General features: G+C 62.2%; 21 protein-coding genes. 4 read left to right on the forward strand and 17 right to left on the reverse strand.

The features are described 5' to 3' along the window. Window positions 1-24: 24 nt before the first annotated feature. Both AC0L2X_RS17055 and AC0L2X_RS17060 read right to left on the reverse strand, forming a co-directional pair. A complete protein-coding gene (locus AC0L2X_RS17055) occupies window positions 25-798 on the reverse strand; it encodes an anti-sigma factor family protein (protein ID WP_473555437.1) in 774 nt (257 codons plus the stop codon). Further along, on the reverse strand, window positions 798-1,328 hold the full coding sequence (locus AC0L2X_RS17060; protein ID WP_473555436.1) for a sigma-70 family RNA polymerase sigma factor: 531 nt from the start codon (window positions 1,326-1,328) through the stop codon (window positions 798-800). Before AC0L2X_RS17060 ends, AC0L2X_RS17055 begins: the two co-directional genes overlap by 1 nt. Before the next feature lie 217 nt (window positions 1,329-1,545). Here AC0L2X_RS17060 and AC0L2X_RS17065 point away from each other — a divergent pair, with 217 nt between their 5' ends. Together AC0L2X_RS17065 and mazG are read left to right on the forward strand one after the other, a co-directional pair. Continuing rightward, window positions 1,546-2,730, forward strand: coding sequence for an amino acid aminotransferase (locus tag AC0L2X_RS17065; RefSeq protein ID WP_473555434.1), 1,185 nt, complete (start codon window positions 1,546-1,548; stop codon window positions 2,728-2,730). A gap of 162 nt (window positions 2,731-2,892) precedes the next feature. Beyond that, window positions 2,893-3,717 (forward strand): nucleoside triphosphate pyrophosphohydrolase, encoded by an 825-nt coding sequence (mazG, locus tag AC0L2X_RS17070; protein WP_352566218.1) that lies wholly within the window; start codon window positions 2,893-2,895, stop codon window positions 3,715-3,717. Between the two features lie 6 nt (window positions 3,718-3,723). Here mazG and hflX read toward each other — a convergent pair whose 3' ends face one another. The 8 genes from hflX to dusB all read right to left on the reverse strand — a co-directional run bounded on the left by hflX (window position 3,724) and on the right by dusB (window position 13,846). Further along, entirely contained in the window at window positions 3,724-5,115 is a 1,392-nt protein-coding gene (gene hflX, locus AC0L2X_RS17075) for a GTPase HflX (protein ID WP_473600051.1), read from the reverse strand. Continuing rightward, entirely contained in the window at window positions 5,116-5,361 is a 246-nt protein-coding gene (gene hfq / locus AC0L2X_RS17080) for an RNA chaperone Hfq (RefSeq protein WP_006202172.1), read from the reverse strand. Window positions 5,362-5,506: 145 nt separating this feature from the next. After that, window positions 5,507-6,370 carry a D-amino-acid transaminase gene (locus AC0L2X_RS17085; RefSeq protein ID WP_473555430.1) on the reverse strand — a complete coding sequence of 288 codons (864 nt, stop codon included), beginning with the start codon at window positions 6,368-6,370 and terminating at the stop codon, window positions 5,507-5,509. Window positions 6,371-6,459: 89 nt separating this feature from the next. After that, entirely contained in the window at window positions 6,460-7,821 is a 1,362-nt protein-coding gene (gene ntrX, locus AC0L2X_RS17090; RefSeq protein WP_352491356.1) for a nitrogen assimilation response regulator NtrX, read from the reverse strand. Further along, complete coding sequence (locus AC0L2X_RS17095; protein ID WP_473555427.1) at window positions 7,811-10,096, reverse strand: sensor histidine kinase NtrY-like; 2,286 nt, start codon at window positions 10,094-10,096, stop codon at window positions 7,811-7,813. Before AC0L2X_RS17095 ends, ntrX begins: the two co-directional genes overlap by 11 nt. A gap of 128 nt (window positions 10,097-10,224) precedes the next feature. Continuing rightward, on the reverse strand, window positions 10,225-11,685 hold the full coding sequence (gene ntrC, locus AC0L2X_RS17100) for a nitrogen regulation protein NR(I) (protein WP_023675074.1): 1,461 nt from the start codon (window positions 11,683-11,685) through the stop codon (window positions 10,225-10,227). Beyond that, window positions 11,682-12,824, reverse strand: coding sequence for a two-component system sensor histidine kinase NtrB (locus AC0L2X_RS17105; RefSeq protein ID WP_473555424.1), 1,143 nt, complete (start codon window positions 12,822-12,824; stop codon window positions 11,682-11,684). The genes ntrC and AC0L2X_RS17105 overlap by 4 nt, the downstream gene beginning before the upstream one ends. Next, window positions 12,821-13,846 (reverse strand): tRNA dihydrouridine synthase DusB, encoded by a 1,026-nt coding sequence (gene dusB / locus AC0L2X_RS17110; RefSeq protein WP_473555422.1) that lies wholly within the window; start codon window positions 13,844-13,846, stop codon window positions 12,821-12,823. Before dusB ends, AC0L2X_RS17105 begins: the two co-directional genes overlap by 4 nt. 180 nt (window positions 13,847-14,026) lie before the next feature. On the opposite strand from dusB, the gene AC0L2X_RS17115 reads away from it, so the two are divergent. Further along, window positions 14,027-15,247 (forward strand): bifunctional 2-C-methyl-D-erythritol 4-phosphate cytidylyltransferase/2-C-methyl-D-erythritol 2,4-cyclodiphosphate synthase, encoded by a 1,221-nt coding sequence (locus tag AC0L2X_RS17115; RefSeq protein ID WP_473555419.1) that lies wholly within the window; start codon window positions 14,027-14,029, stop codon window positions 15,245-15,247. Further along, on the forward strand, window positions 15,244-15,753 hold the full coding sequence (locus AC0L2X_RS17120; RefSeq protein WP_473555417.1) for a CinA family protein: 510 nt from the start codon (window positions 15,244-15,246) through the stop codon (window positions 15,751-15,753). The genes AC0L2X_RS17115 and AC0L2X_RS17120 overlap by 4 nt, the downstream gene beginning before the upstream one ends. On the opposite strand, the gene AC0L2X_RS17125 is transcribed toward AC0L2X_RS17120, so the two are convergent. From AC0L2X_RS17125 to AC0L2X_RS17155, 7 genes are all read right to left on the reverse strand, one after another. Continuing rightward, entirely contained in the window at window positions 15,729-16,190 is a 462-nt protein-coding gene (locus tag AC0L2X_RS17125) for a type II toxin-antitoxin system RatA family toxin (protein ID WP_473555415.1), read from the reverse strand. The genes AC0L2X_RS17120 and AC0L2X_RS17125 overlap by 25 nt on opposite strands. Before the next feature lie 12 nt (window positions 16,191-16,202). Continuing rightward, the gene (lipA, locus tag AC0L2X_RS17130; protein ID WP_473555736.1) at window positions 16,203-17,168 is read right to left on the reverse strand and encodes a lipoyl synthase; all 966 of its coding nucleotides are present in this window, start codon (window positions 17,166-17,168) and stop codon (window positions 16,203-16,205) included. Between the two features lie 136 nt (window positions 17,169-17,304). Beyond that, a complete protein-coding gene (locus tag AC0L2X_RS17135) occupies window positions 17,305-17,562 on the reverse strand; it encodes a GlsB/YeaQ/YmgE family stress response membrane protein (protein WP_473555413.1) in 258 nt (85 codons plus the stop codon). Between the two features lie 98 nt (window positions 17,563-17,660). After that, window positions 17,661-19,106: a dihydrolipoyl dehydrogenase gene (gene lpdA, locus AC0L2X_RS17140; RefSeq protein WP_352491363.1), complete on the reverse strand. Its 1,446-nt coding sequence runs from the start codon at window positions 19,104-19,106 to the stop codon at window positions 17,661-17,663. Between the two features lie 11 nt (window positions 19,107-19,117). Further along, window positions 19,118-19,756 (reverse strand): SGNH/GDSL hydrolase family protein, encoded by a 639-nt coding sequence (locus AC0L2X_RS17145; RefSeq protein WP_473555412.1) that lies wholly within the window; start codon window positions 19,754-19,756, stop codon window positions 19,118-19,120. Beyond that, a complete protein-coding gene (locus AC0L2X_RS17150) occupies window positions 19,753-20,172 on the reverse strand; it encodes a hypothetical protein (protein ID WP_473555409.1) in 420 nt (139 codons plus the stop codon). Before AC0L2X_RS17150 ends, AC0L2X_RS17145 begins: the two co-directional genes overlap by 4 nt. Window positions 20,173-20,189: 17 nt before the next feature. Beyond that, window positions 20,190-21,566, reverse strand: coding sequence for a pyruvate dehydrogenase complex dihydrolipoamide acetyltransferase (locus tag AC0L2X_RS17155; RefSeq protein ID WP_473600052.1), 1,377 nt, complete (start codon window positions 21,564-21,566; stop codon window positions 20,190-20,192). Window positions 21,567-21,579 lie beyond the last annotated feature (13 nt).

A 21,579-nucleotide genomic window follows, 5' to 3' on the forward strand; every position in this document is an offset into this window, starting at 1 on the left:
GTGGTTCTCCTTCTTGAAGGTCGATCAGTAAAGCGTTTTGGCGAGCGCTTCGGCCGTGCGATCGAGACCGCCGACATCGCTGCGTCCGACGACCGCGTAGGCGACCTCGCCGATCTGGAAATAGGCCGAGGAAACTTCGCCCGAGGGAGCGACAGTCGGTTTGACGACGTCGAATGTTCCGGGCCGGATGGCGAACAGCGAGACCAGCCCCATCTCTTTTGTCTCGACGGCCATCTCGACGCTCGGGCCGAATTGCGATGGATAGATCTGCACGTCACGGACCGTCCAGTCCGCTGGCAGCGATGGCATCACGATCGCAGTCGCGGCGCGGATTTCATCGGCGTTGTAGCCGGGTGCCGCGGTTTGGGACGACATCGCCTCACGCATCAGTGTCGTGCGGTGCGCCCGCACCGCCTCTTCTACATAGGCGGGCGGATGGGTCGAAGCGACGACTTCCGTCACCGATATCGGCCCGATGAGCCCATTCGCAAGCCAGCCTGCAGCGACGAAACCAGCGACCACCGCCGCTCGCTGCAAAGCACCAAGGACACGGCCGCGCGCTAACCCCCGCTCCAGCCGCCGTGCCGCATCGGCCGTCGCGGGCCTCGCCATGCCTTTTGATCCGGCAAGCGCCACGCGCAATTCGTCACGCATCCGTAGGTCGGACATCACCCGCGCGGCCGCTTCCGGGCGAGCCGAAAGGAACGCCTCGACCTCGATGCGACGAGCCACGTCCAGCTGATCGTCGACATAGGCGTCGAGATCGGTGTCGGTCACGGGATCGCGCAGTTGGTTCATCATCGACCTCCGACGATCTTCAGATGGCCTTTCGCGCGTGCCGGCACGGCGTCCTCCATCTCGCGCAGGGCCGCACGCGCCCTGGCGATGCGCGACATCAGCGTGCCCAGCGGTACGCCGCTGATCTCGGCCGCCTCGCTATAGCCAAGCCCCTCGATGGCGACGAGATACAACGCCGAACGCTGCTCCTCCGGCAATTCGAAAAAAGCGTCGCGCACCTGCGCCAGACGGACCGAATGCTCCTGCGGAGCCTGGACATTCGCCTCGGCGAGATGGCCCGCCTGTTCAATGCGCATTGCTTCGGATTTGCGGGATCGCAAGCCGTCGATGAACGCGTTGTGGACGATCGACAGCAGCCATACGCGAAGATTTCCGCCGGAGCGGAAGCTGCCGCGTCGCTCATAGGCACGCACCAGCGCATCATGTACCAAATCCTCTGCATCGGCGCTGTCGCGTGTCAGCGAGCGTGCATAGCGGCGCAGTGAACCGAGCTGTCCCAGAATATCGAAGCGTGGCATCGGCCGTTTCATGTCCTGTTTACGGAGCAGGTTGGCATTTTAATCCCGCCCTCCCCGAATTTTCTTGCGGCTCGCCGCGCTCGCGTTCTGGGAGATACCGCGCCTGCCTTCGCCCCGCAGATAGTATCGGCCGCCCTCGAGGCAGACCGACGCCGAGTTGGCGCATATGAAACTGCTGGCAAAGTATGGCCGGTTTGCGTATCACTCCGCCGCCAACGGAATCTTATCGATGTTCGAAAATCTCCAGCCCGCGCCTGCCGACAAGATCCTGGCCTTGATCGGCCTCTATCGCGCCGATCCGCGTGCCGACAAGGTCGATCTCGGGGTCGGCGTCTATAGGGATCGCGACGGCAAAACGCCGGTGATGCGCGCGGTGCGCGAAGCCGAAAAGCGGCTGCTGCAAGGCCAGGATACCAAGACCTATCTCGGCCTTGCCGGCGATACCGCCTTCAACGCGGCGATGGCCAGGTTGGTATTCGGCCCAGCAGCCGACATGACGCGCATTCGTGCGGCGCAGGCGCCAGGCGGCTCCGGCGCGCTGCGGCTGGTGGCAGAGCTGCTGAAAAGGACCCGCACCGACGCGATGGTCTGGCTGTCGGATCCGACCTGGCCGAACCACATGCCGGTGATGCGCGCCGCTGGCCTGCAGACACGCGAATACCCCTATTTCGACGCTGCTTCTGGTGCGGTTCGCTTCGACGACATGCTGAATGCATTGAGAGCCGCGAATCCTGCCGACGTCGTATTGTTGCATGGCTGTTGCCATAACCCGACAGGCGCCAATCTAGACATCTCGCAATGGGCTGCCGTTGCCGATCTTGTCGTTGAGCGCGGCCTGCTGCCCTTTGTCGACATCGCCTATCAAGGCTTTGGCGAGGGGCTTGATGCGGATGCCGCCGGCTTGCGCCTTCTGGCGGCGAAAGTTCCGGAAATGGTCGTTGCCTCGAGTTGCTCGAAGAACTTTGCCGTCTATCGCGACCGCGTCGGTGCAGCGCTGATCATTGCGAAAGACGGCGCGCAGGCGGATTTGGCGATGGGCCAGATGCTGTCGGCGGCACGTGCCATGTATTCGATGCCGCCGGACCACGGCGCGGCCGCGGTGCGCATCGTGCTTGAAGACCCCGCATTGCGTTCCGACTGGGAGGCAGAGCTTGAAGAGATGCGGCTGCGCATGCTGCGGCTGCGCGTCCAGTTCGCCGAGGCGCTGCGCCGGCAGTCCAACTCCGATCGTTTCGATTTCGTCGCCAGCCATCGCGGCATGTTTTCCCGGCTCGGCCTGTCGGAAGCGCAAGTCGAGCGGTTGCGCGCCGAGCATGCCATCTACATGGTCGGCGACAGCCGCATCAACGTTGCCGGCCTGCCCGAGGACGGCATGGATGCGCTCGCCAAGGCGATCGTCTCAGTGCTCGACTGATGCTTTTTGGTTGACCATGATCTTTCCGAAAACCAGCTTCCACTTTTCGCTGACGCAGTCGGTCCGTTCGGGATCATGGTCTGGCCGCCCATCTGGGGACAATGCGCCCTCGCCGGCTGAAGCCGTTGGCCGCACAGCCGTGTGCAGGATAGCGTTCGCCTGATGAAACCCTCGAAAGACATTTCCCGGCTGATCGAGATAATGGCCGCGCTACGAGCACCGGAAACCGGCTGCCCATGGGATATCGAGCAGGACTTTTCGACAATCGCGCCATACACGATCGAGGAAGCCTACGAAGTGGCGGACGCCATTGCGCGCGGCGACCTGGACGATCTGCGGGATGAACTCGGCGATCTCCTGCTGCAAGTGGTCTACCACGCGCAAATGGCCGAGGAGGCCGGTGAATTTTCATTCGGCGATGTGGTCCAGGCCATCACCACAAAAATGATCCGCCGCCACCCCCATGTCTTTGGCGACGACAAGGCGCGCAGCGCCGGCATGGCCAAGGGCATGTGGGAAAAGATCAAGGCAGAGGAAAAGGCTGAGAAACGCAGTGCGCGGCTCACCCGTGGGCTCGACCCGGAAGACCATGGCAAAGGCTTTCTCGACAGCGTGCCGGTCGCCCTGCCCGCGCTTACCCGGGCGCTGAAGCTGCAGGAAAAGGCCGCCCGCGTCGGCTTCGACTGGAGCGAGGCGGCACCGATCCTCGACAAGATCGAGGAGGAGATCGGCGAACTACGCGAGGCGTTGGCCAAAGGCGACACTGCGCCGATCAAGGACGAGTTCGGCGATATGCTGTTTGCGGTCGTCAATCTCGGCCGGCACCTCAAAATTGATTCCGAAGCGGCACTCAGCGGCACCAACGAAAAATTCCGGTCGCGCTTCCACTATGTCGAGCGGACGCTGCAAGCGTCGGGAAGCAGCCTCGAAGAGGCGACGCTGGACGAGATGGAAGCGCTCTGGCAGCAGGCAAAGAGCGCGAAGTAAACGCCCCTACCCGTTGTTTTGACGGCGCAATCGGCTTTCAATCTCTTGCCGAGAGCTGTGCGTGGCCTTGAGCGCGATGGTCACGCTGCCATCCTCATTGTCATCACGCGAGACGATGTCGCCGTTGCGGTAAAGCCAGTCGACGACGGCGAGTTGGTCGGGCTTGAGCGTGACGGTGAACGTCTCCAGTTCGCCCGACATCATCGTCTCGATGATCGCCTTCAGCGCATCGATGCCCTCGCCGGTTACCGCCGATATGGCGATCGGCGGTGCCTTCTTGCCGTCAGCACCATCGGCAAGCAGCCGCGCCCGGTTGCCCTCGTCGAGCCGGTCGATCTTGTTCCATACTTCGATGACGCGCTTGTTATCGCCGGCATCGACGCCGAGATCGGCAAGGATGCGCTCGACATCTTCGGCCTGCGCGGCCGTATCGGGATCGGAGATGTCGCGCAGATGAATGACGAGGTCTGCCTCGACCACTTCCTCCAGCGTCGCCCTGAAGGCCGCGACCAGATGCGTTGGCAGGTCGGAAATGAAGCCGACCGTATCGGAAAGGATGATCGGCGTGCCGTGCGGCAGGCGCACGCGGCGCAGCGTCGGGTCGAGCGTGGCAAACAGCATGTCTTCCGCCAGCACCCCTGCTCCGGTCAGCCGGTTGAACAGCGTCGACTTGCCGGCATTGGTGTAGCCGACGATCGCCACCACCGGAAACGGCACCTTCTTGCGCTTGGCGCGGTGCAGGTCGCGGGTGCGGCGCACGGTTTCGAGCTCGTGCTTCAGCTTGGTGATCTTGTCCTGCAGCACACGCCGATCCGACTCGATCTGGGTCTCGCCAGGGCCGCCGAGAAAGCCGGCGCCGCCGCGCTGGCGCTCGAGGTGGGTCCAGCTCCGCACAAGGCGGCCCTTCTGGTAGTTGAGATGGGCAAGGTCGACCTGCAGCGTGCCTTCCTTGGTGCGGGCGCGCTCGCCGAAAATCTCCAGGATCAGTCCGGTGCGGTCGAGCACCTTGGCGTTCAACTCTTTTTCGAGGTTGCGCTGCTGTACCGGTGTCAGCGGATGATCGACAATGACCACTTCCGCGTGGCCCTCTTTGACGATCTCGGCAAACTCCGCGACCTTGCCGCTGCCAAGCAAGGTCGCCGGACGTGGATCGTTGACGGTCACCACCGCCGTGTGGACCAGGTCAAGGTCGATGGCGCTGGCGAGGCCGACCGCCTCGTCGCGACGGGCCTCGGCAGAACGGGTTAGGCGCGGGCGATTGGTATCGTCGTCGCCACGCGGCTGCCGGGTAAGCACCGGCACGATGACCACCGCCCGGGTCGGACCGTTGGCCTCTATCCCGGTCTGATGTACTGGTTTTCCGCGAACGCTGCGGTCCGCGTCTTTCTCACGTGCCAATCAGGCGCCCTGGCTTTCCTCACCATCGAACATCTGAACCGGCTGGCTCGGCATGATCGTGGAAATAGCGTGCTTGTAGACAAGCTGGGAATGGCCGTCGCGACGCAGCAGAACGCAGAAATTGTCGAACGAAGTGACCACGCCGGTCAGCTTCACGCCGTTGATGAGAAAGATGGTGAGTGGGTTTTTGCTCTTGCGAACTGAATTCAGGAACAGGTCCTGAAGATTTTGCGATCGTTCCGCCATTGTTCTTGTCTTTCGCCGATCCCCTTCGGTTTGCAGGCCAATGCGCCAAATTAGCCGGCACATGTCAAGCACGCAAACACCATCTTGCCGTCAGTAACGACAAGCAGAACGAGATATATTGATGTTCATTCCATCTGTGCGGTTATCAGGCTGGACTTTTTTCCGCAACGTCAAAAAAGGCCTGCCGTAATGAAACTGTTATCGAGCCCGGGTGGCCGTTGGCGACGGCAGCGCCATCGATCGCTACCACGGGCATGGCAATCGTGGTCGCGGAGCTGATGAAAACCTCGCGTGCGGCCTTGGCCTCGGCAACCGAAAAGCCGCGCTCCTCGATCTTCAGGCCGAGCTTGGCAGCGACATCGAACAGCGTCGTGCGGGTGATGCCGCGCAGGATGCCGTGCTCGGCGGGGCGCGTCACCAGCACGCCGTCCCTGGTGATGATCCAGGCGTTCGACGATCCACCTTCCTTGACGGTGCCGTCGACATCGACGAACCAGGCCTCCTGAGCGCCGGCTTCCTTGGCTTTCTGCTTGGCCAGCACGTTCGGCAGCAGGCCGACCGACTTGATATCCACCCGATCCCACCGGTTCTCCGGCACCGTGATGACCCGGATTCCGCTCTCGGCCCGCTTCGCGGCAGCTGCAGGATCGGCTTTTTTGGCGGTCACCACCAGCGACGGCTTCGTGCCCGCGGGCGGGAAGAAAAACTCGCGGCTGGCGACACCGCGCGTCACCTGGACATAGACCAGGCCGTCGACGACATGGTTGCGGCGCACCACCTCGCGCATGACGAGCGGCAGCACGCCGCGCGTGATCGGCCAATCGATCGAGAGTTCGGTAAGCGAGCGGTTCAATCGGGCGAGATGGCGCGGCATGTCGACGATGAAGCCTCGTGCCACCTCGCAGACCTCGTAGACGCCGTCGGCGAATTGATAGCCACGGTCCTCGATATGCACGGAAGCTTCGGCGTGAGCGACGTAGCGCCCGTTCACATAGGCAATGCGCGGCATGGCTAATCCCTGGAAGAAGTCCCGGCTTTCTTATGCGATTCCAACACCGCCGTAACCGATAATTGCGTGGGCCACGACCGGTTTGGCTGTCAGACGCCCAGCGACTTCAGCTTGCGGTGCAATGCAGAGCGTTCCATGCCGATAAACTCTGCTGTCTTCGAGATGTTGCCGCCAAAACGGTTGATCTGGGCGATCAGATAGTCCTTCTCGAATTGTTCGCGCGCTTCCCGCAGCGGCAGCGCCATTATGTGCTGATCGGACTTGTTTGGAGTGCGCGGCATGACGTCGCCGATCTCGGCAGGCAAGAGGTCAGCGGTGATCGGCGCATCGACATTGTCGCCGCGCGCCAGGATCATCAGGCGCTCGACATTGTTTCGCAACTGCCGAACGTTGCCCGGCCAGTTGTGCGCCTGCAGCACCGCCAGCGCGTCGTCGCCGATGCGGCGCGGCTTGATGCCGGCCTGGCGAGCGATCTGCTTCATGAAATTGTCGACCAGATAAGGAATGTCCTCGCGACGCTCGGCCAGTCCCGGCACCATAACCGGAACCACGGCCAGGCGGTGATAAAGGTCCTCGCGGAAACGGCCGTCGGCGATCATGGCTTCCAGGTTCTGCGAGGTCGACGAGATGATGCGCACGTCGACCTTGACCCGCTTGGTGCCCCCTACCCGCTCGAACTGCTGTTCGACTAGCACGCGCAGGATCTTGTTCTGCGTCTCGCGCGGCATGTCGGCCACTTCATCGATGTAGAGAATGCCGCGATGGGCCTCCTCCAGCGCACCGACCTTGCGTTCGACGCCGTTCGATTCGGTGCCGAACAGCTCGATCTCCATACGCTCCGGGGTGATGTTGGCGGCGCTCAGCGTCACAAACGGTGCACTCTTGCGCGCTGAGAGCGCGTGGATGGCGCGCGCGGCCAGTTCCTTGCCCGAGCCGGAGGGGCCAATGATCATGACGCGGCTGTTGGTCGGCGCGACGCGCTCGATGGTCTGGCGCAATTGGCTCATTGCCGACGACATGCCGATGAGGTCGAAAGTCTCGCCGCTGCGCAGCTTGAGGTCCGAAACCTCGCGTCTCAATTTGGAGGTTTCGAGCGCCCGTTCGGCAATGAGGATCAGCCTGTCGGCCTTGAAAGGCTTTTCGATGAAATCATAGGCGCCGCGGCGGATGGCCGAGACTGCCGTTTCGATATTGCCGTGGCCCGAGATCATCACCACCGGCAGATTCGGGTGCATCGTCTTGATCTCGTCTAGCAAAGCCAGACCATCGAGCCGCGAACCCTGCAGCCAGATGTCGAGGAAGATCAGTCTGGGTGCCCGGTCGGCGACCGCCGCCAGTGCGCTGTCGGCATCAAACGCCGTGCGTGTTTCGTGACCTTCGTCGCTCAGGATACCGGCGACGAGTTCGCGGATGTCTTCCTCGTCATCGACGATGAGAATATCAGAAGCCATTACCGACCTTTTCAGTTTCTTTTTCGTGTTCCGTCTTGCCCTCGCCGCGTATCGGAACGGTGGCGGCAACCGGCAGGATGATGCTGATCATTGCACCCCGCCCATCGTGGAAGTCCGCTGGTGCATCGTGCAATTCGAGTCGCCCGCCATGGTCCTCCACGATCTTCTTGACGATAGCGAGGCCAAGCCCGGTGCCTTTCTCGCGTGTCGTCATGTAAGGCTCGAGCAAGCGCTGCCGGTTCTCGCGCGGCAAGCCCCTGCCGTTGTCGATGACGTCGATTCGAATCGCGCCATTCTGACGCCCGGCTTGAATCCGGATTATGCCGTGCGGACGATCCTCTGCATCAAGTCCGTCGATGGCTTCGGCAGCATTCTTGATGACGTTGCCGAAAGCTTGCGCCATCAGCCGGCTGTCGAACGTGCCTTTGAGCGGCTCGTTGCCGAAGAAGCGCTCGAAGGTGATGTCAGCCCGGCTCACTTCGACCAGGAACGAGGCTTCGCGCAACGAATCGCGCAGGTCGATGGCCTTCATTTCCGGTTTCGGCATGCGGGCGAACGCCGAGAACTCGTCGACCATGCGTCCGATGTCCTCCACTTGCCGGATGATGGTGTCGGTGCATTGATCGAAAACCTCACGGTCCTCGGTGATGACCTTGCCGTACCGTCGCTTGATGCGCTCGGCCGAAAGCTGGATAGGCGTCAGCGGGTTCTTGATCTCGTGGGCAATGCGCCGCGCCACGTCGGCCCATGCGGAGGAACGCTGTGCCTGGACCAGATCGGTAATGTCGTCGACCGTCACGACGTAGGATTTATCCTCCGAACCGTCGTCGCCGGCTTCGATGGTGATCTGCACGTTGAAGGTCCGTTCAGTGCCGGCACGATAGAAGGTGACCTGTTCGCGATAGACCGGCTTGCCCGACTTGCGGCCGATCTCGAAGACGCGCCCGACATGCGGCAGCACGGCGGAAAGGTTCTGCCCAAGCGCTGCCGTGGCGGATATGGCCAGCATCGTTTCGGCCGAACGGTTGACAATAGTGACGATGCCATATGGATCGACGCCGATGACCCCGGCGGTGACGCCGGCAAGCACCGCCTCCGAAAAGCGCCGCCGTTCATCGATCAGATCCTTGGCCGACAGGATCTCGTTGCGCTGCGATTTCAACTCCATCAGCATCTTGTTGAATGTGTCGCCGAGCGAGGCGACATCGCCATCGGAGGGGCGGACAGGCACGGCTACGTCGAGATTGCCGGTAGCGACCTCATCGGCCGCGCCGATGAGCTGACGAATCGGCCGCACCAGGCGGTCGGCCACCGCAATGCCAGTCCAGATGGCGGACAGGATGATGATCAGCGTCAGCGACAGATAGGGAAGCGCGAAAGCCACTTGCGAGGTGCGGCGATTGTCTTCGAGACCGCGATATTCGGCGGTGTTGGATTTGACGATCTGCCGTGCCTTGATCACCTCGGGATCGACGAGGCGGATGGTGTAGAGATAGAGCCCGTCGATCTCGCGCAGCTTGACGATGGCACCCATGATGTTGCGGGTGCGCGGTTCTATCAGCACTGGCTTCCCGCCGGCAGCGCTTGCCACGGCGCCCTCCGGCGGCTCCGGCATGGCAAAGTCCGCGTCGGTCTTGGCGCTCATGACGAAGGAACCGTCGGGCTTGATGAGTGCAGCGTGCGCCAGCGAGCGTCCCACCGCCTCCTTGTTCATGAGGTCGAGGAAACCGGTACGATCGAGGCCGTAGAGCGTGCGCGAAGCGTCGAGGTCATAAGCCATCGACAACGTCGTGCCCTGAAGATTTCGCGCGTTTTCCTGCACATAGGCGTCGGCGATCGACAACGACGAATTGACGATCGTCTTGGTGCGGATCTCGAACCAGCGGTCGAGGCCGATGTCGAGCGTGATCGACGCGATGATCGCCACCATGATCGCGGGGATGGCGGCGACCAGCGCAAACATCGCCACGATGCGCACATGCAGGCGCGACGCAGCCTTGCCGTGCCGGCGTGCCATCAGGATGCGATGCACCTCGCGGCCGACCAGCAAGATCAGAAACAGGACGAACGCCGCATTAAGCGCAATCAGCGCCAGCGTCGTCCTCGCGTCGGGCGTGATCGGCGTCGCGCCAACCAGAATGGCGAAGGAGATGGCCGCCGTCACCAGCGCACCGGCAACGGCGATCACGCCGGGCAGCGCAAGCAGCCGGCGACCGTCTCTCGCGCCCGTATTGCTGAAAAGCGGTTTGCTCAGTGTCGGTGCGTGCAGGGCCATGTCGCAGTCTAGAGCCAGTGATTGCGTCGGATGTATGCAACGCATTGTGGCGATTATGCAACAAGTGTGGCCGAGACGGAAATCTTTCGGCAATCGATCCCCTGGAAAGCGCTCGTAAAGGGATTCGTCTAGACCTGCCTGGACGATTTATAGACGTTGACGCCGAGTTCGCGGATCTTCTTGCGCAGCGTGTTGCGGTTGAGCCCCAGCAGTTCGGCAGCCTTGATCTGGTTACCGCGCGTTGCGGTCATTGAGGCGAGGACGAGCGGATATTCGACCTCGGAGAGGATTCGCTGATAGAGGCCGGCCGGTGGCAAATCGCCGGCAAACGAGGCAAAATAGCGTTGCAGGAAATGCTCCACCGCCTGGCCGATGGAAAGGTCATCGGGAATGAGGTTGCCACCACCTGGAACGACAGGCCTTTCGCCGGTCTTCAACTCCGCCTCGATGATCTCGGCGGAAATCTCGTCCTGCGAATACAGCGCAGCCAGCCTGCGGATGAGGTTTTCGAGTTCGCGCACGTTACCCGGCCATGGATAGCGCTTCATCAGCTCGATGCCGCCGGTCGAGATGCGCTTGGTCTGCAGGCCTTCACTGGCGCCGAGCTTGAAGAAGTGCCGGACGAGGTCCGGAATGTCCTCCGATCGCTCGCGCAGCGCCGGCAGCCTGAGCGGCACAACGTTCAAGCGGTAGAACAGATCCTCCCGGAAAAGCCCCTGATTGATCAGCGTGCGTAGGTCCTTGTTGGTGGCAGCGACGATGCGCACGTCGGTCTTGATCGGCGTGCGGCCGCCGACCGTAGTGTATTCGCCCTGCTGCAACACACGCAGCAGCCGCGTCTGCGCTTCCATCGGCATGTCGCCGATCTCGTCGAGGAAGAGCGTGCCGCCTTCGGCTTGCTCGAAACGGCCGGTGGATCGGTTCTGCGCACCAGTGAACGCACCCTTCTCGTGCCCGAACAACTCCGATTCGATCAAGTCGCGCGGGATCGCTGCCATGTTGATGGCGACGAAGGGACCGCCCCGGCGGCGGCCGTACTCATGCAGCGCGCGCGCCACCAGTTCCTTTCCGGTACCCGACTCTCCGCTGATCATCACCGTTAGGTCGGTCTGCATCATGCGCGCCAGCATGCGGTAGATGTCCTGCATGGCCGCCGAGCGGCCGACCAGCGGCATCGTTTCCGGCGGCTCGTCGGCCCGCGTATCGATCTTGGGCCGCCGCGGCTCGGAAAGCGCGCGGTTGACGATGTTGAGCAGTTCGGTCAGGTCGAACGGTTTCGGCAGATATTCATAGGCTCCGGTTTCGGAGGCTCGGATTGCTGTCATGAACGTGTTCTGCGCACTCATGACGATGACCGGCAGTTCCGGTCGCGCCTTCTTGATGCGCGGCAGCATGTCGAAGGCGTTCTCGTCAGGCATGACAACGTCGGTGATAACCAGATCACCCTCGCCCGCCGCAACCCAGCGCCACAGCGTCGAAGCGTTGGAGGTGACACGCACGTCGTGGCCAACGCGCGAAAGCGCCTGGTTGAGGACGGTGCGGATGGCCGCATCGTCGTCGGCGACGAGAATATTGCCGCGAACGGTCATTTGCGGTCTCCTTCACCGTCGTCGTCGGTGCCAAACTGGGTTTCTTTCCACGCCGGCATCAGGATGCGGAAGGTGGTGCCGCGCGGGGTCGATTCGCATTCGATGATGCCGCCATGCTCGCCGACTATCTTTGCGACCAGCGCCAGACCGAGACCGGAGCCGTTCGGCTTGGTGGTGATGAAAGGATCGAACAGGATCGGCAGGATATCCTCGGAGACACCCGAACCGTTGTCGCGTACGCAGAATTCCAATGGCAGCGACACGCGGTCCTGAGTCCCGGGTACGGAAACGCGAATGCCCGGGCGGAAGGCTGTCGACAGTATGATCTCGCCCTGTCGATCGCTGCCGATCGCCTCGGCGGCATTTTTTACCAGATTGAGGAACACCTGGATGAGCTGGTCGCGATTGGCAAAAACCGGAGGCAATGATGGATCATAGTCCTCCAATATCTTGATCCGCTTGGCAAAACCGTTCTTGGCGATTGCCTTGACATGGTCGAGCACGACATGGATGTTGACGGGATAACGGTCGATCGGCCGCTCGTCCGAAAATACCTCCATGCGGTCGACCAGCGAGACAATGCGGTCGGTCTCGTCGGTGATCAGCCTGGTCAGTGCGCGATCCTCGTCAGACGCCGACAGTTCAAGCAGCTGCGCGGCACCCCGAATGCCGGACAGCGGGTTCTTGATCTCATGGGCAAGCATCGCGGCAAGGCCGGTAACCGAGCGTGCCGCGCCGCGATGCGTCATCTGCCGGTCGATCTTGTCGGCCATTGAGCGTTCCTGGAACATCACCACGACCGAGCCTGGAAATTCAGTCACCGGTGCGACGTAGAGGTCGACTACCTTCTCGATGCCGAGACGTGGCGACGACACGTCCACCCGGTATTCGTTGACCGGCGCCCGGCGCTCGCGCACCTGGTCGACAAGCGTTAGCAGCGGACTGCCGAAAGGAATGAGCTTGTGCAGCGTGTTGCGGGCGAGCATCGTGGCGCTCGAGCGGAAAAAATCCTCGGCATCGGCATTGGCGAAGGTGATGAAGCCTTGTGGATCGACCATGATTACCGGCCGACGAATGGTGTTGAGCACAATATGCGCGGCGTCCGCCATATCCGTGCTCTGTGTGACGGTAGCGTTCATGCCGCACTCCGCAGGTTCGCCGCTTCGGGAGCGCTTGAGAACATGTCGCGCAGCAAGGCAATGACATGCCCAGGCTCGAAAGACGTGAGTATGGCCTTGCGCCGGTCGTCGCTTGTGGCGGCGTGGCGGTCGAGATACCAGCCGAGATGCTTGCGCGCCTGGCGCAATCCGCTTTCCACGCCATATAGCGTCAGCATGTCTTCGTAATGGGCAATGACGTAGTCGCTCAGCGCTTGCGGGCTGTCCGGCATGCCGGATACCGGCTCGGCCAGCGCGGCCGCCACAATGCTGCCGGCAGTCCACGGCGCGCCATAGTGCGCACGGCCGATCATCACCGCGTCGGCGCCGGACTGATCGAGGATCGACGCAGCCTCTGCCGGCCAGCCGACATCACCATTGGCAACCACCGGGATCGAGACGGCCTGCTTGACGCGTGCGATGGCACGCCAGTCGGCTTTGCCCTGATAGAACTGGCAACGCGTGCGGCCGTGCACCGTAACCATTTTCACCCCGGCCTGCTCGGCGCGTCGCGCCAGCATCGGCGCGTTGAGCGCACCTTCGTCCCAACCGAGCCGCATTTTGACCGTGACCGGCACGTCGATCGCGCCGATCACCGCTTCGATCAGCGACAGCGCGTGGTCGAGGTCTCGCATCAGTGCTGAACCGGCATAGCCGCCCGTCACCTTCTTGGCCGGACAGCCCATGTTGATGTCGATGATGTCGGCACCCTCGCCGGCCGCGATTCGCGCGCCCTCGGCCATGTGCACCGCCTCGCGGCCGGCAAGCTGGACCATGTGGACAGGCAGCCCGGAATGACGGATGCGCAGGCCCGAGCCAGCCCTGCCCTTTGCGAGCTCACCGCTCGCCACCATTTCCGATACAACCAGCCCGGCGCCATGGGCATGGGCGCGCTGCCGGAACGGCTCGTCGGTGATGCCCGACATCGGCGCGAGAAACACGCGATTGCGGATTCTCACGCCACCCACATCCAGCGGCGAAGCCAATTTGGTCACATCAGGCATGCACAAAAACCAAGCACCTTCGATTGCTGCACATTCTCTAGCCAGAACGACGGCAATGTGCAACGCGCAATGTCGTGACATTAAGGCGCATTTGGGAAAAAAGGACCGCCGGACCGCATCAATCCCTAGGTCTTCCGAAAGCGATACCACTTTTCGGGATCATGCGCTAAGCGTCTCGGCATGAGAGATGCGAGCGAAAAGCAAGCCGCGGACGACAAGGTCGCCGTGGTCATCGTTGCTGCCGGCCGCGGCGCGCGCGCCGGACATGCCAATGGGCCGAAGCAGTATCAGCAGATTGGCGGCGGCGCCGTTATTGCACGCACGCTCGACGCCTTTCTGACGCATCCGAAGATTGGACCTGTCGTCGTTGCTATCCATGCCGATGATGGCACGCTCTTCCGTCGCGCCGCCGGCGCAAATGCCGACCGTGTCGTCGCTGTGACCGGCGGCACGTCACGGCAGGAGTCCGTCCGCCTTGGACTGCTGGCGTTGAGAAGCCATGCGCCGGGCCGGGTCCTGATCCATGATGCGGCTCGGCCGTTTGTCGACGCGGAACTGATAGACCGCACGATCGCCACCATTGGCGAGCGCCAGGGAGCACTGCCTGCCTTGCCGGTTGCCGATACGCTCAAGCGCGAAACGGCCGAAGGTATGATCGGCGAAACCGTGTCCAGGGCCGGGCTTCATGCCGCACAGACACCGCAGGGCTTTCCGTTCTGGCCGATACTGGCTGCGCACGAAAAGGCTCATCACCTGGGCAAAGCGAATTTCACCGACGATGCGGCAATCGCCGAATGGGCGCATATTCCGGTGAAGATCGTTCCCGGCTCGCCGGACAATGTCAAACTGACCTGGGCACGGGATATTGCAATGGCGGATCAGCGGCTTTCCAGCGCCTCACGTTTTCCCGACATCCGAACCGGCAATGGCTATGACGTCCATGCGTTCGAGCCCGGCGACCATGTCACCCTGTGCGGCGTCGCCATTCCGCACGACAGGAAGTTATCCGGCCATTCGGATGCGGATGTCGGCCTGCACGCCTTGACCGACGCCCTGCTCGCCACCTGCGGGGCCGGTGACATCGGGACGCATTTCCCGCCATCCGACCCGCAATGGAAAGGGGCCGCTTCACGCATCTTCGTCGAACACGCGGCCAAGCTGGTGCGCGCCCGCGGCGGGCGCATCGCCAACGCCGATATCACGCTGATCTGCGAGGCGCCGCGCGTCGGCCCTCATCGCGAGGCCATGACCGAAGCGCTTTCGGCAATGCTGCGAATTTCGCGCGACCGCATCTCGATCAAGGCGACAACCAATGAGAAGCTCGGCTTCGTCGGCCGTGAGGAAGGCATAGCGGCCATCGCGACCGCCAGCGTTGTATTTCCAGGGGATGTCCCTGAATGAGCAATAGCGATCTAGCAGATGCCCTGCTTCAGGCCTGCCAGCAGCGCGGCATCATGCTGGTGACGGCCGAGAGCTGCACCGGCGGCATGATCATCGCCGCGCTGACCGACATCGCTGGCTCTTCCGCGGTGGTCGATCGCGGCTTCATCACCTATTCCAACCAGGCCAAGACCGAGATGCTCGGCGTCTCGGCCGCTACGCTCGAGGCGCACGGCGCGGTCTCGCGCGAGACTGTGGTGGAGATGGCGGCCGGAGCCTTGGCCCATTCGCCGGCCGGGCTCGCCCTGGCGGTGACCGGCATCGCCGGACCGGACGGCGGCTCTGCGGAAAAACCTGTCGGCCTGGTCTGGTTCGGCGTTGCCGTGGCTGGGCGGCCGGTAGTCAGCGAATGCCAGCTGTTCGCCGACAAGGGCCGTGATTTCATCCGCCGGGAGACGGTCCGGCATGCGCTTGAGCTGGGTCTGCGCGCGCTCGCTGCGGATCAGGCTGCCGATGGTGCGCCGTAGATGATTTCGGCCCGTTTCTCGAACGCCTCGGAGAACATGCGGAAGGCGCGGTCGAACATGGTTCCCATCAGCGCACCCAAAATGCGGCTCTTGAACTCGTAGTCGATAAAGAAGCAGACGTTGCAACCGCTGCCGTCCGCCGGGTCGAAGCGCCAGACATTGCTCAGATATTTGAAAGGGCCGTCAATGTATTTGACATCGATGGCGTTCTCTTCCGGCTTCAGCAGCACCTGCGTGGTAAAGGTCTCGCGGATCGCCTTGTAGCCGATGCTCATGTCGGCGATGAGCAAGGTGCGTCCGTCGCGTTCCTTGCGTGAGCGAACCGTCAGTGCCTCGCAAAGCGGCAGGAATTGCGGATAAGATTCGACATCGGCGACCAGAGCGAACATCTGCTCCGGCGTATGCGCAACGCGGCGATGGGCTTCGAATTGTGGCATAAAACCGGAGTGTTAGGCGGACTTTTTGAGAAACGCTTCGCGCGCCGCGCGCAACCTGGCGAAATCGTCGCCGGCGTGGTGCGACGAGCGTGTCAGCGGGCTCGACGCCACCAGCAGAAAGCCCTTGGTCCTGCCGATCGTCTCGAAGGACTTGAATTCCTCAGGCGTGACGAAGCGGATCACCGGATGGTGTTTCTTCGAAGGCTGCAGATATTGGCCGATGGTCATGAAATCGACATTGGCCGAACGCAGATCGTCCATCAGTTGCAGGATTTCGTTCCGCTCCTCGCCAAGGCCAACCATGATGCCGGACTTGGTGAAGATCGAGGGGTCAAGCTCCTTGACCCGCTGCAAGAGCCTGATGGAGTGGAAATAGCGCGCACCCGGCCGAACCGTCAGATAGTTAGACGGCACGGTCTCGAGATTATGGTTGAAAACATCCGGCTTGGCCGCCACGACGATCTCCAGCGCACCGTCCTTGCGCAGGAAATCGGGCGTCAGGATCTCGATCGTCGTCGACGGGGTTGCTGCCCTGATCGCACGGATGACATCGGCAAAATGCTGGGCCCCGCCGTCGGCCAGATCGTCGCGGTCGACGGAGGTGATGACGACATGGCTTAGGCCCATCTGCTTGACGGCGTGTGCGACACGCGCCGGCTCATCGGGATCGAGTGCGGTCGGGATGCCGGTGGCGACATTGCAGAAGGCGCAGGCCCGTGTGCAGATCTCACCCATAATCATGAAGGTGGCGTGCTTCTTCTCCCAGCACTCACCGATATTGGGGCAGCCCGCCTCTTCGCAAACCGTTACCAGTTTGTGAGACCTAACGATTTCGCGCGTCTCGGCATAGCCTTTCGACATCGGCGCCTTGACGCGGATCCAGTCAGGCTTGCGCAGAACGTCCTGATCCGGCTTGTGGGCCTTTTCGGGATGCCGCAGGCGCGGCGCGTTGGCAATCGTGTCGAGGACGGTGACCATGTGAAACCCGGCTCTTGGCAAGCGCTTGTCCAGCGCTCGCTCTACCCACGTCATCTAGGACTTTTCGGCGAAAAGAAAAAGGCCGCGATCACGCATGCCGCGGTGGCCTTTTTCGCATAGCAAGTATCGGCACAGGTTAGCGGCGCACCAGTCGTCCGAGCGCAATCAGAATGCAGGCACCGATGAAGCCGGTGATCAGATAGGCGATCCAGCCGACGCCGAAGATGCCGATGTTCAGGGCCTGCAAGATGGCGTTCAACACGATTGCGCCGACAATGCCGAGAATGATGTTCATAAGGATGCCGGTATTGCTCTTCATGACCATCTCGGCGAGCCACCCCGCCAAGCCGCCGATGATGATGGCTGCTACCCAACCCACGCCGTTCATTTCCATATGCCCTCTCCTTGTATGATGGATGATGCGTGCGAAACGAATTGCTCTGCCGTCGAGTTCCTTTGTGTCTTCCGCGTGAGACTCGCCCAATTAATTTATCATGCATTCAGTGCGCGACCATAGGCGTCGAGTACACTCTCCTTCATCATCTCCGACAGCGTCGGGTGCGGGAAGATCGTGTGCATCAGCTCTTCCTCGGTGGTCTCCAGGTTCATCGCCACGACGAAGCCCTGGATCAGTTCGGTTACTTCTGCGCCGACCATGTGGGCACCCAGCAACTGGCCGGTCTTCTTGTCGAAAATGGTCTTGACGAAGCCTTGGTCCTCGCCGAGCGCAATCGCCTTGCCGTTTGCGGCGAACTGGAAGCGGCCGACACGGATGTCCTTGCCGTCGGCTTTCGCTTTGGCTTCCGTCAGTCCGACCGAGGCGACTTGCGGATTGCAATACGTGCAGCCCGGGATCTTCAGCTTGTCGGTGGCATGCACGCCGGGGAAATTGGCGATCTTTTCCACGCACACCACGCCCTCGTGCTCGGCCTTGTGGGCGAGCATCGGCGGTCCGGCTACGTCACCGATGGCATAGATGCCGGGCACGTTGGTCTTGCCGTAGCCGTCGACGACGACACAACCGCGTTCCGTCTTCACGCCGAGCGCCTCGAGGCCGAGATTCTCGATGTTGCCTTGCACGCCGACGGCCGAGATCATGCGGTCGGCAGTGATCTTCTCGACCTTGCCGTCCCTCATCTCGACATGCGCGGTGACCGAGCTAGCACCCTTCTCGACCTTGGTCACCTTGGCTTCGAGGATGATCTTCATGCCCTGCTTTTCGAATTGCTTTTGCGCGAATTTCGAGACTTCGGCGTCCTCGACCGGCATCACGGCTGGCAGCAGTTCGACCACCGTCACCTCCGCGCCCATAGTGCGGTAGAAAGAGGCGAACTCGATGCCGATGGCGCCAGAGCCCATCACCAGCAACGATTTCGGCATCTCTTTTGGCACCATCGCCTCGAAATAGGTCCAGATCAGCTTGCCGTCCGGCTCGATGCCGGGCAATGCGCGCGGCCTGGCGCCGGTCGCCAGGATGATGTGCTTGGCGCTATAGGTGCCCTCGCCCTTGACGCCCTTGGGCGCCGGTGGCTGCGGCTCCATCGGCTTCTTCGACGATTTCGACACGACGATCTCGCCAGGTTTGGTCAGCTTGGCTTCGCCCCAGATGACGTCGACCTTGTTCTTCTTCATCAGGAAGCCGACGCCGCCGTTGAGCCGCAGCGAGACCTTTCGCGAGCGATCTACGACGGCGGCTGTGTCGACGCTGACCTTGCCATCGATCTTCAGGCCGTAATCCTTCAGATGATCCGAATAGTGCATGATCTCGGCGGAGCGCAGCAGCGCCTTGGTCGGAATGCAGCCCCAGTTGAGGCAGATGCCGCCAAGGTGCTCGCGCTCGACGATCGCCGTCTTGAAGCCAAGCTGGGCCGAACGCACTGCAGTGACATAGCCGCCGGGGCCGGAGCCGATGATGATGACGTCGTAGTTCTCAGCCACGGCTCTCTCCTTCACAATTCCAACATGAGGCGCACGAGCGGCGCCAGCGCTTGCCCGACGTTCCGCGTGTTTTCTGCGTCGAGGTGGACGCCGTCGAGCGGCGTGGTTTTGGCCACCGTGCCGGCATCGAAGAAGCCGCAGCCGGCCTCGTCGGCAAGGGCGGAATATTGCGGCGCCAGCCGCTTTGACGCGTCATCGCCGCCGGCGAACATTTCCTTGAATTCGGCGTTTTCCGTGCGGCTGACTACGGGCGGCGCGACGATCAGGATCTGCGGCGCCGGCCAATCGAATGGGTAATCGTGACCGCGCACGATATCGATCAGGCGTTGCACGCCTTGCTTGGCCGCGACCGGATTACCATGAATCCACGGCTTCATATCGTTGGCGCCGAGCATGATGATGATCAAGTCGATCGGCGCATGCGTCGTCAGGATTGTTGGCAACAGCCTTGCACCATTGCGGTCCGCCCCGGCCAAGTGATCGTCAAAGGCGGTGGTTCGGCCATTCAGGCCTTCGGCGATGATCTCGACGCCGCTGCCCAATGCCGCCTGCAGCACGCTCGGCCAGCGATCTTCCAGCGGATGCCGGCCGAGGTTTGCCGCGTCATAGCCCCAGGTCAGCGAATCGCCGTAGCAGAGGACCGTCTTCATGTGGCTGCCTCGCCGAAACCTGGTTGCGAGCGCCCCAATCGCCAGCGCACAAAAAGCCACTGGACCAGCACCGTAGCGATGCCCGGCAGGACGAGACCGGCGACGATGGGAAGATCGCTCGACCACTGGCGTTTGCCCGGCGGCTGGGAGAAAGTCCAGCCGATCAGGGCAACTCCAATGAGCACAAAAAATGCTAACCCTATGATCGCGGTCAGTTTTGTTGCCCGTCGTGGGTCCGACATGAATTGTGCGATGAAGAATGCGAGCGTCGCGAAGATGGTGACGAGAGCCGAGATTATGAATACAAGGATGTACTCCACGTCGGCATTGGTGGCGACGGCGAGCCACTGCACCACCAATCCGCCGGCTAAACCGGAAAGAAAGAAGGCAAACAGGCTGGTGAAGAATTTCCGCACCGCCCTGTTCCCCTCTCTTAGACCAGCATGCCCATCGGATTTTCGATCATACGCTTGAAGGCGACGAGCAGCTCGGCGCCGAGCGCACCGTCGACTGCGCGGTGATCGGTCGACAGCGTCACCGACATGATTGTGGCGATCTTGATCTCGCCGTTCTTCACCACTGCGCGTTGCTCACCGGCGCCGACCGCCAGGATCGTCGCATGCGGCGGGTTGATGACGGCAGAAAAATCCTTGATGCCGAACATGCCGAGATTGGACACCGCCGTGGTGCCGCCCTGATATTCTTCCGGCTTCAGCTTGCGGCTGCGGGCGCGGCCGGCAAGATCCTTCATCTCGTTGGAGATGACGGACATCGTCTTTTCGTCAGCACGCCGGATGATCGGGGTGATCAGGCCGCCGGGGATCGATACGGCAACGCCGACATCGGCGTGCTTGTGCTTGATCATGGCGTTTTCTGTCCACGACGCATTGGCATCCGGAACCGCCATCAGCGCCATGGCAAGAGCCTTGATGACCATGTCGTTGACCGACAGCTTGTAGGCCGGCGTTTCGCCCTTCTCGGTCTTCTTCACCGGCGCGGCCGCATTGATCTGCGTGCGCAGAGCCAGAAGTGCGTCGAGCTCGCAGTCGAGCGTCAGATAGAAATGCGGGATGGTGGTCTTGGCTTCGACCAGCCGCCTCGCAATGGTCTTGCGCATATTGTCGTGCGGGATCAGCTCGTAGGAGCCTTCGGCAAACAGTTTGAGCACCTGCTCGTCCGACATCGCCTTGGGTGCTGCGGCCGCAGGTGCCGGAGCGCCGGCGGGCGCCGCTTTTGCCGCTGGTGCCGCCTCGGCGCCGCCACTGGAAATTGCGGCATCGACATCGGCCTTGACCACGCGACCATGCGGGCCGGAGCCTGTCAGCACCGCGACATCGACGCCGGCTTCCCTGGCAATGCGCCGGGCCAGCGGCGAGGCGAAGATGCGCTCACCGCTTGCATGGCCGTTGGCGGTAGGCGGCGCTTCCGCCTTGGCTGCAGGTGCGGCAGGCTCCTGCTTCGGCGTTTCGGGCTTTGGTGTTTCAGCTTTGGAGACGTCCGCTTTCGGAACCTCAGCCTTTGCCGGCGCAGCGGCGTCACCGCTTTTCGCGGCAGAAGCAGCATCCTCGCCCTCGGCCGCCAACACCGCGATCAGCGCATTGACCTTGACGCCTTCAGTGCCCGCCGGAACCACCAGCTTGGCAACCGTGCCTTCGTCGACGGCTTCGACTTCCATCGTTGCCTTGTCGGTCTCTATCTCGGCAATCACGTCTCCCGGCGAGACCTTGTCGCCTTCCTTGACCAGCCACTTGGAAAGGTTGCCTTCTTCCATCGTGGGCGAAAGCGCCGGCATGGTGATGTTGATCGGCATTTTGTCCTCCCGC

The organism is Mesorhizobium sp. WSM4828, from assembly GCF_055811175.1.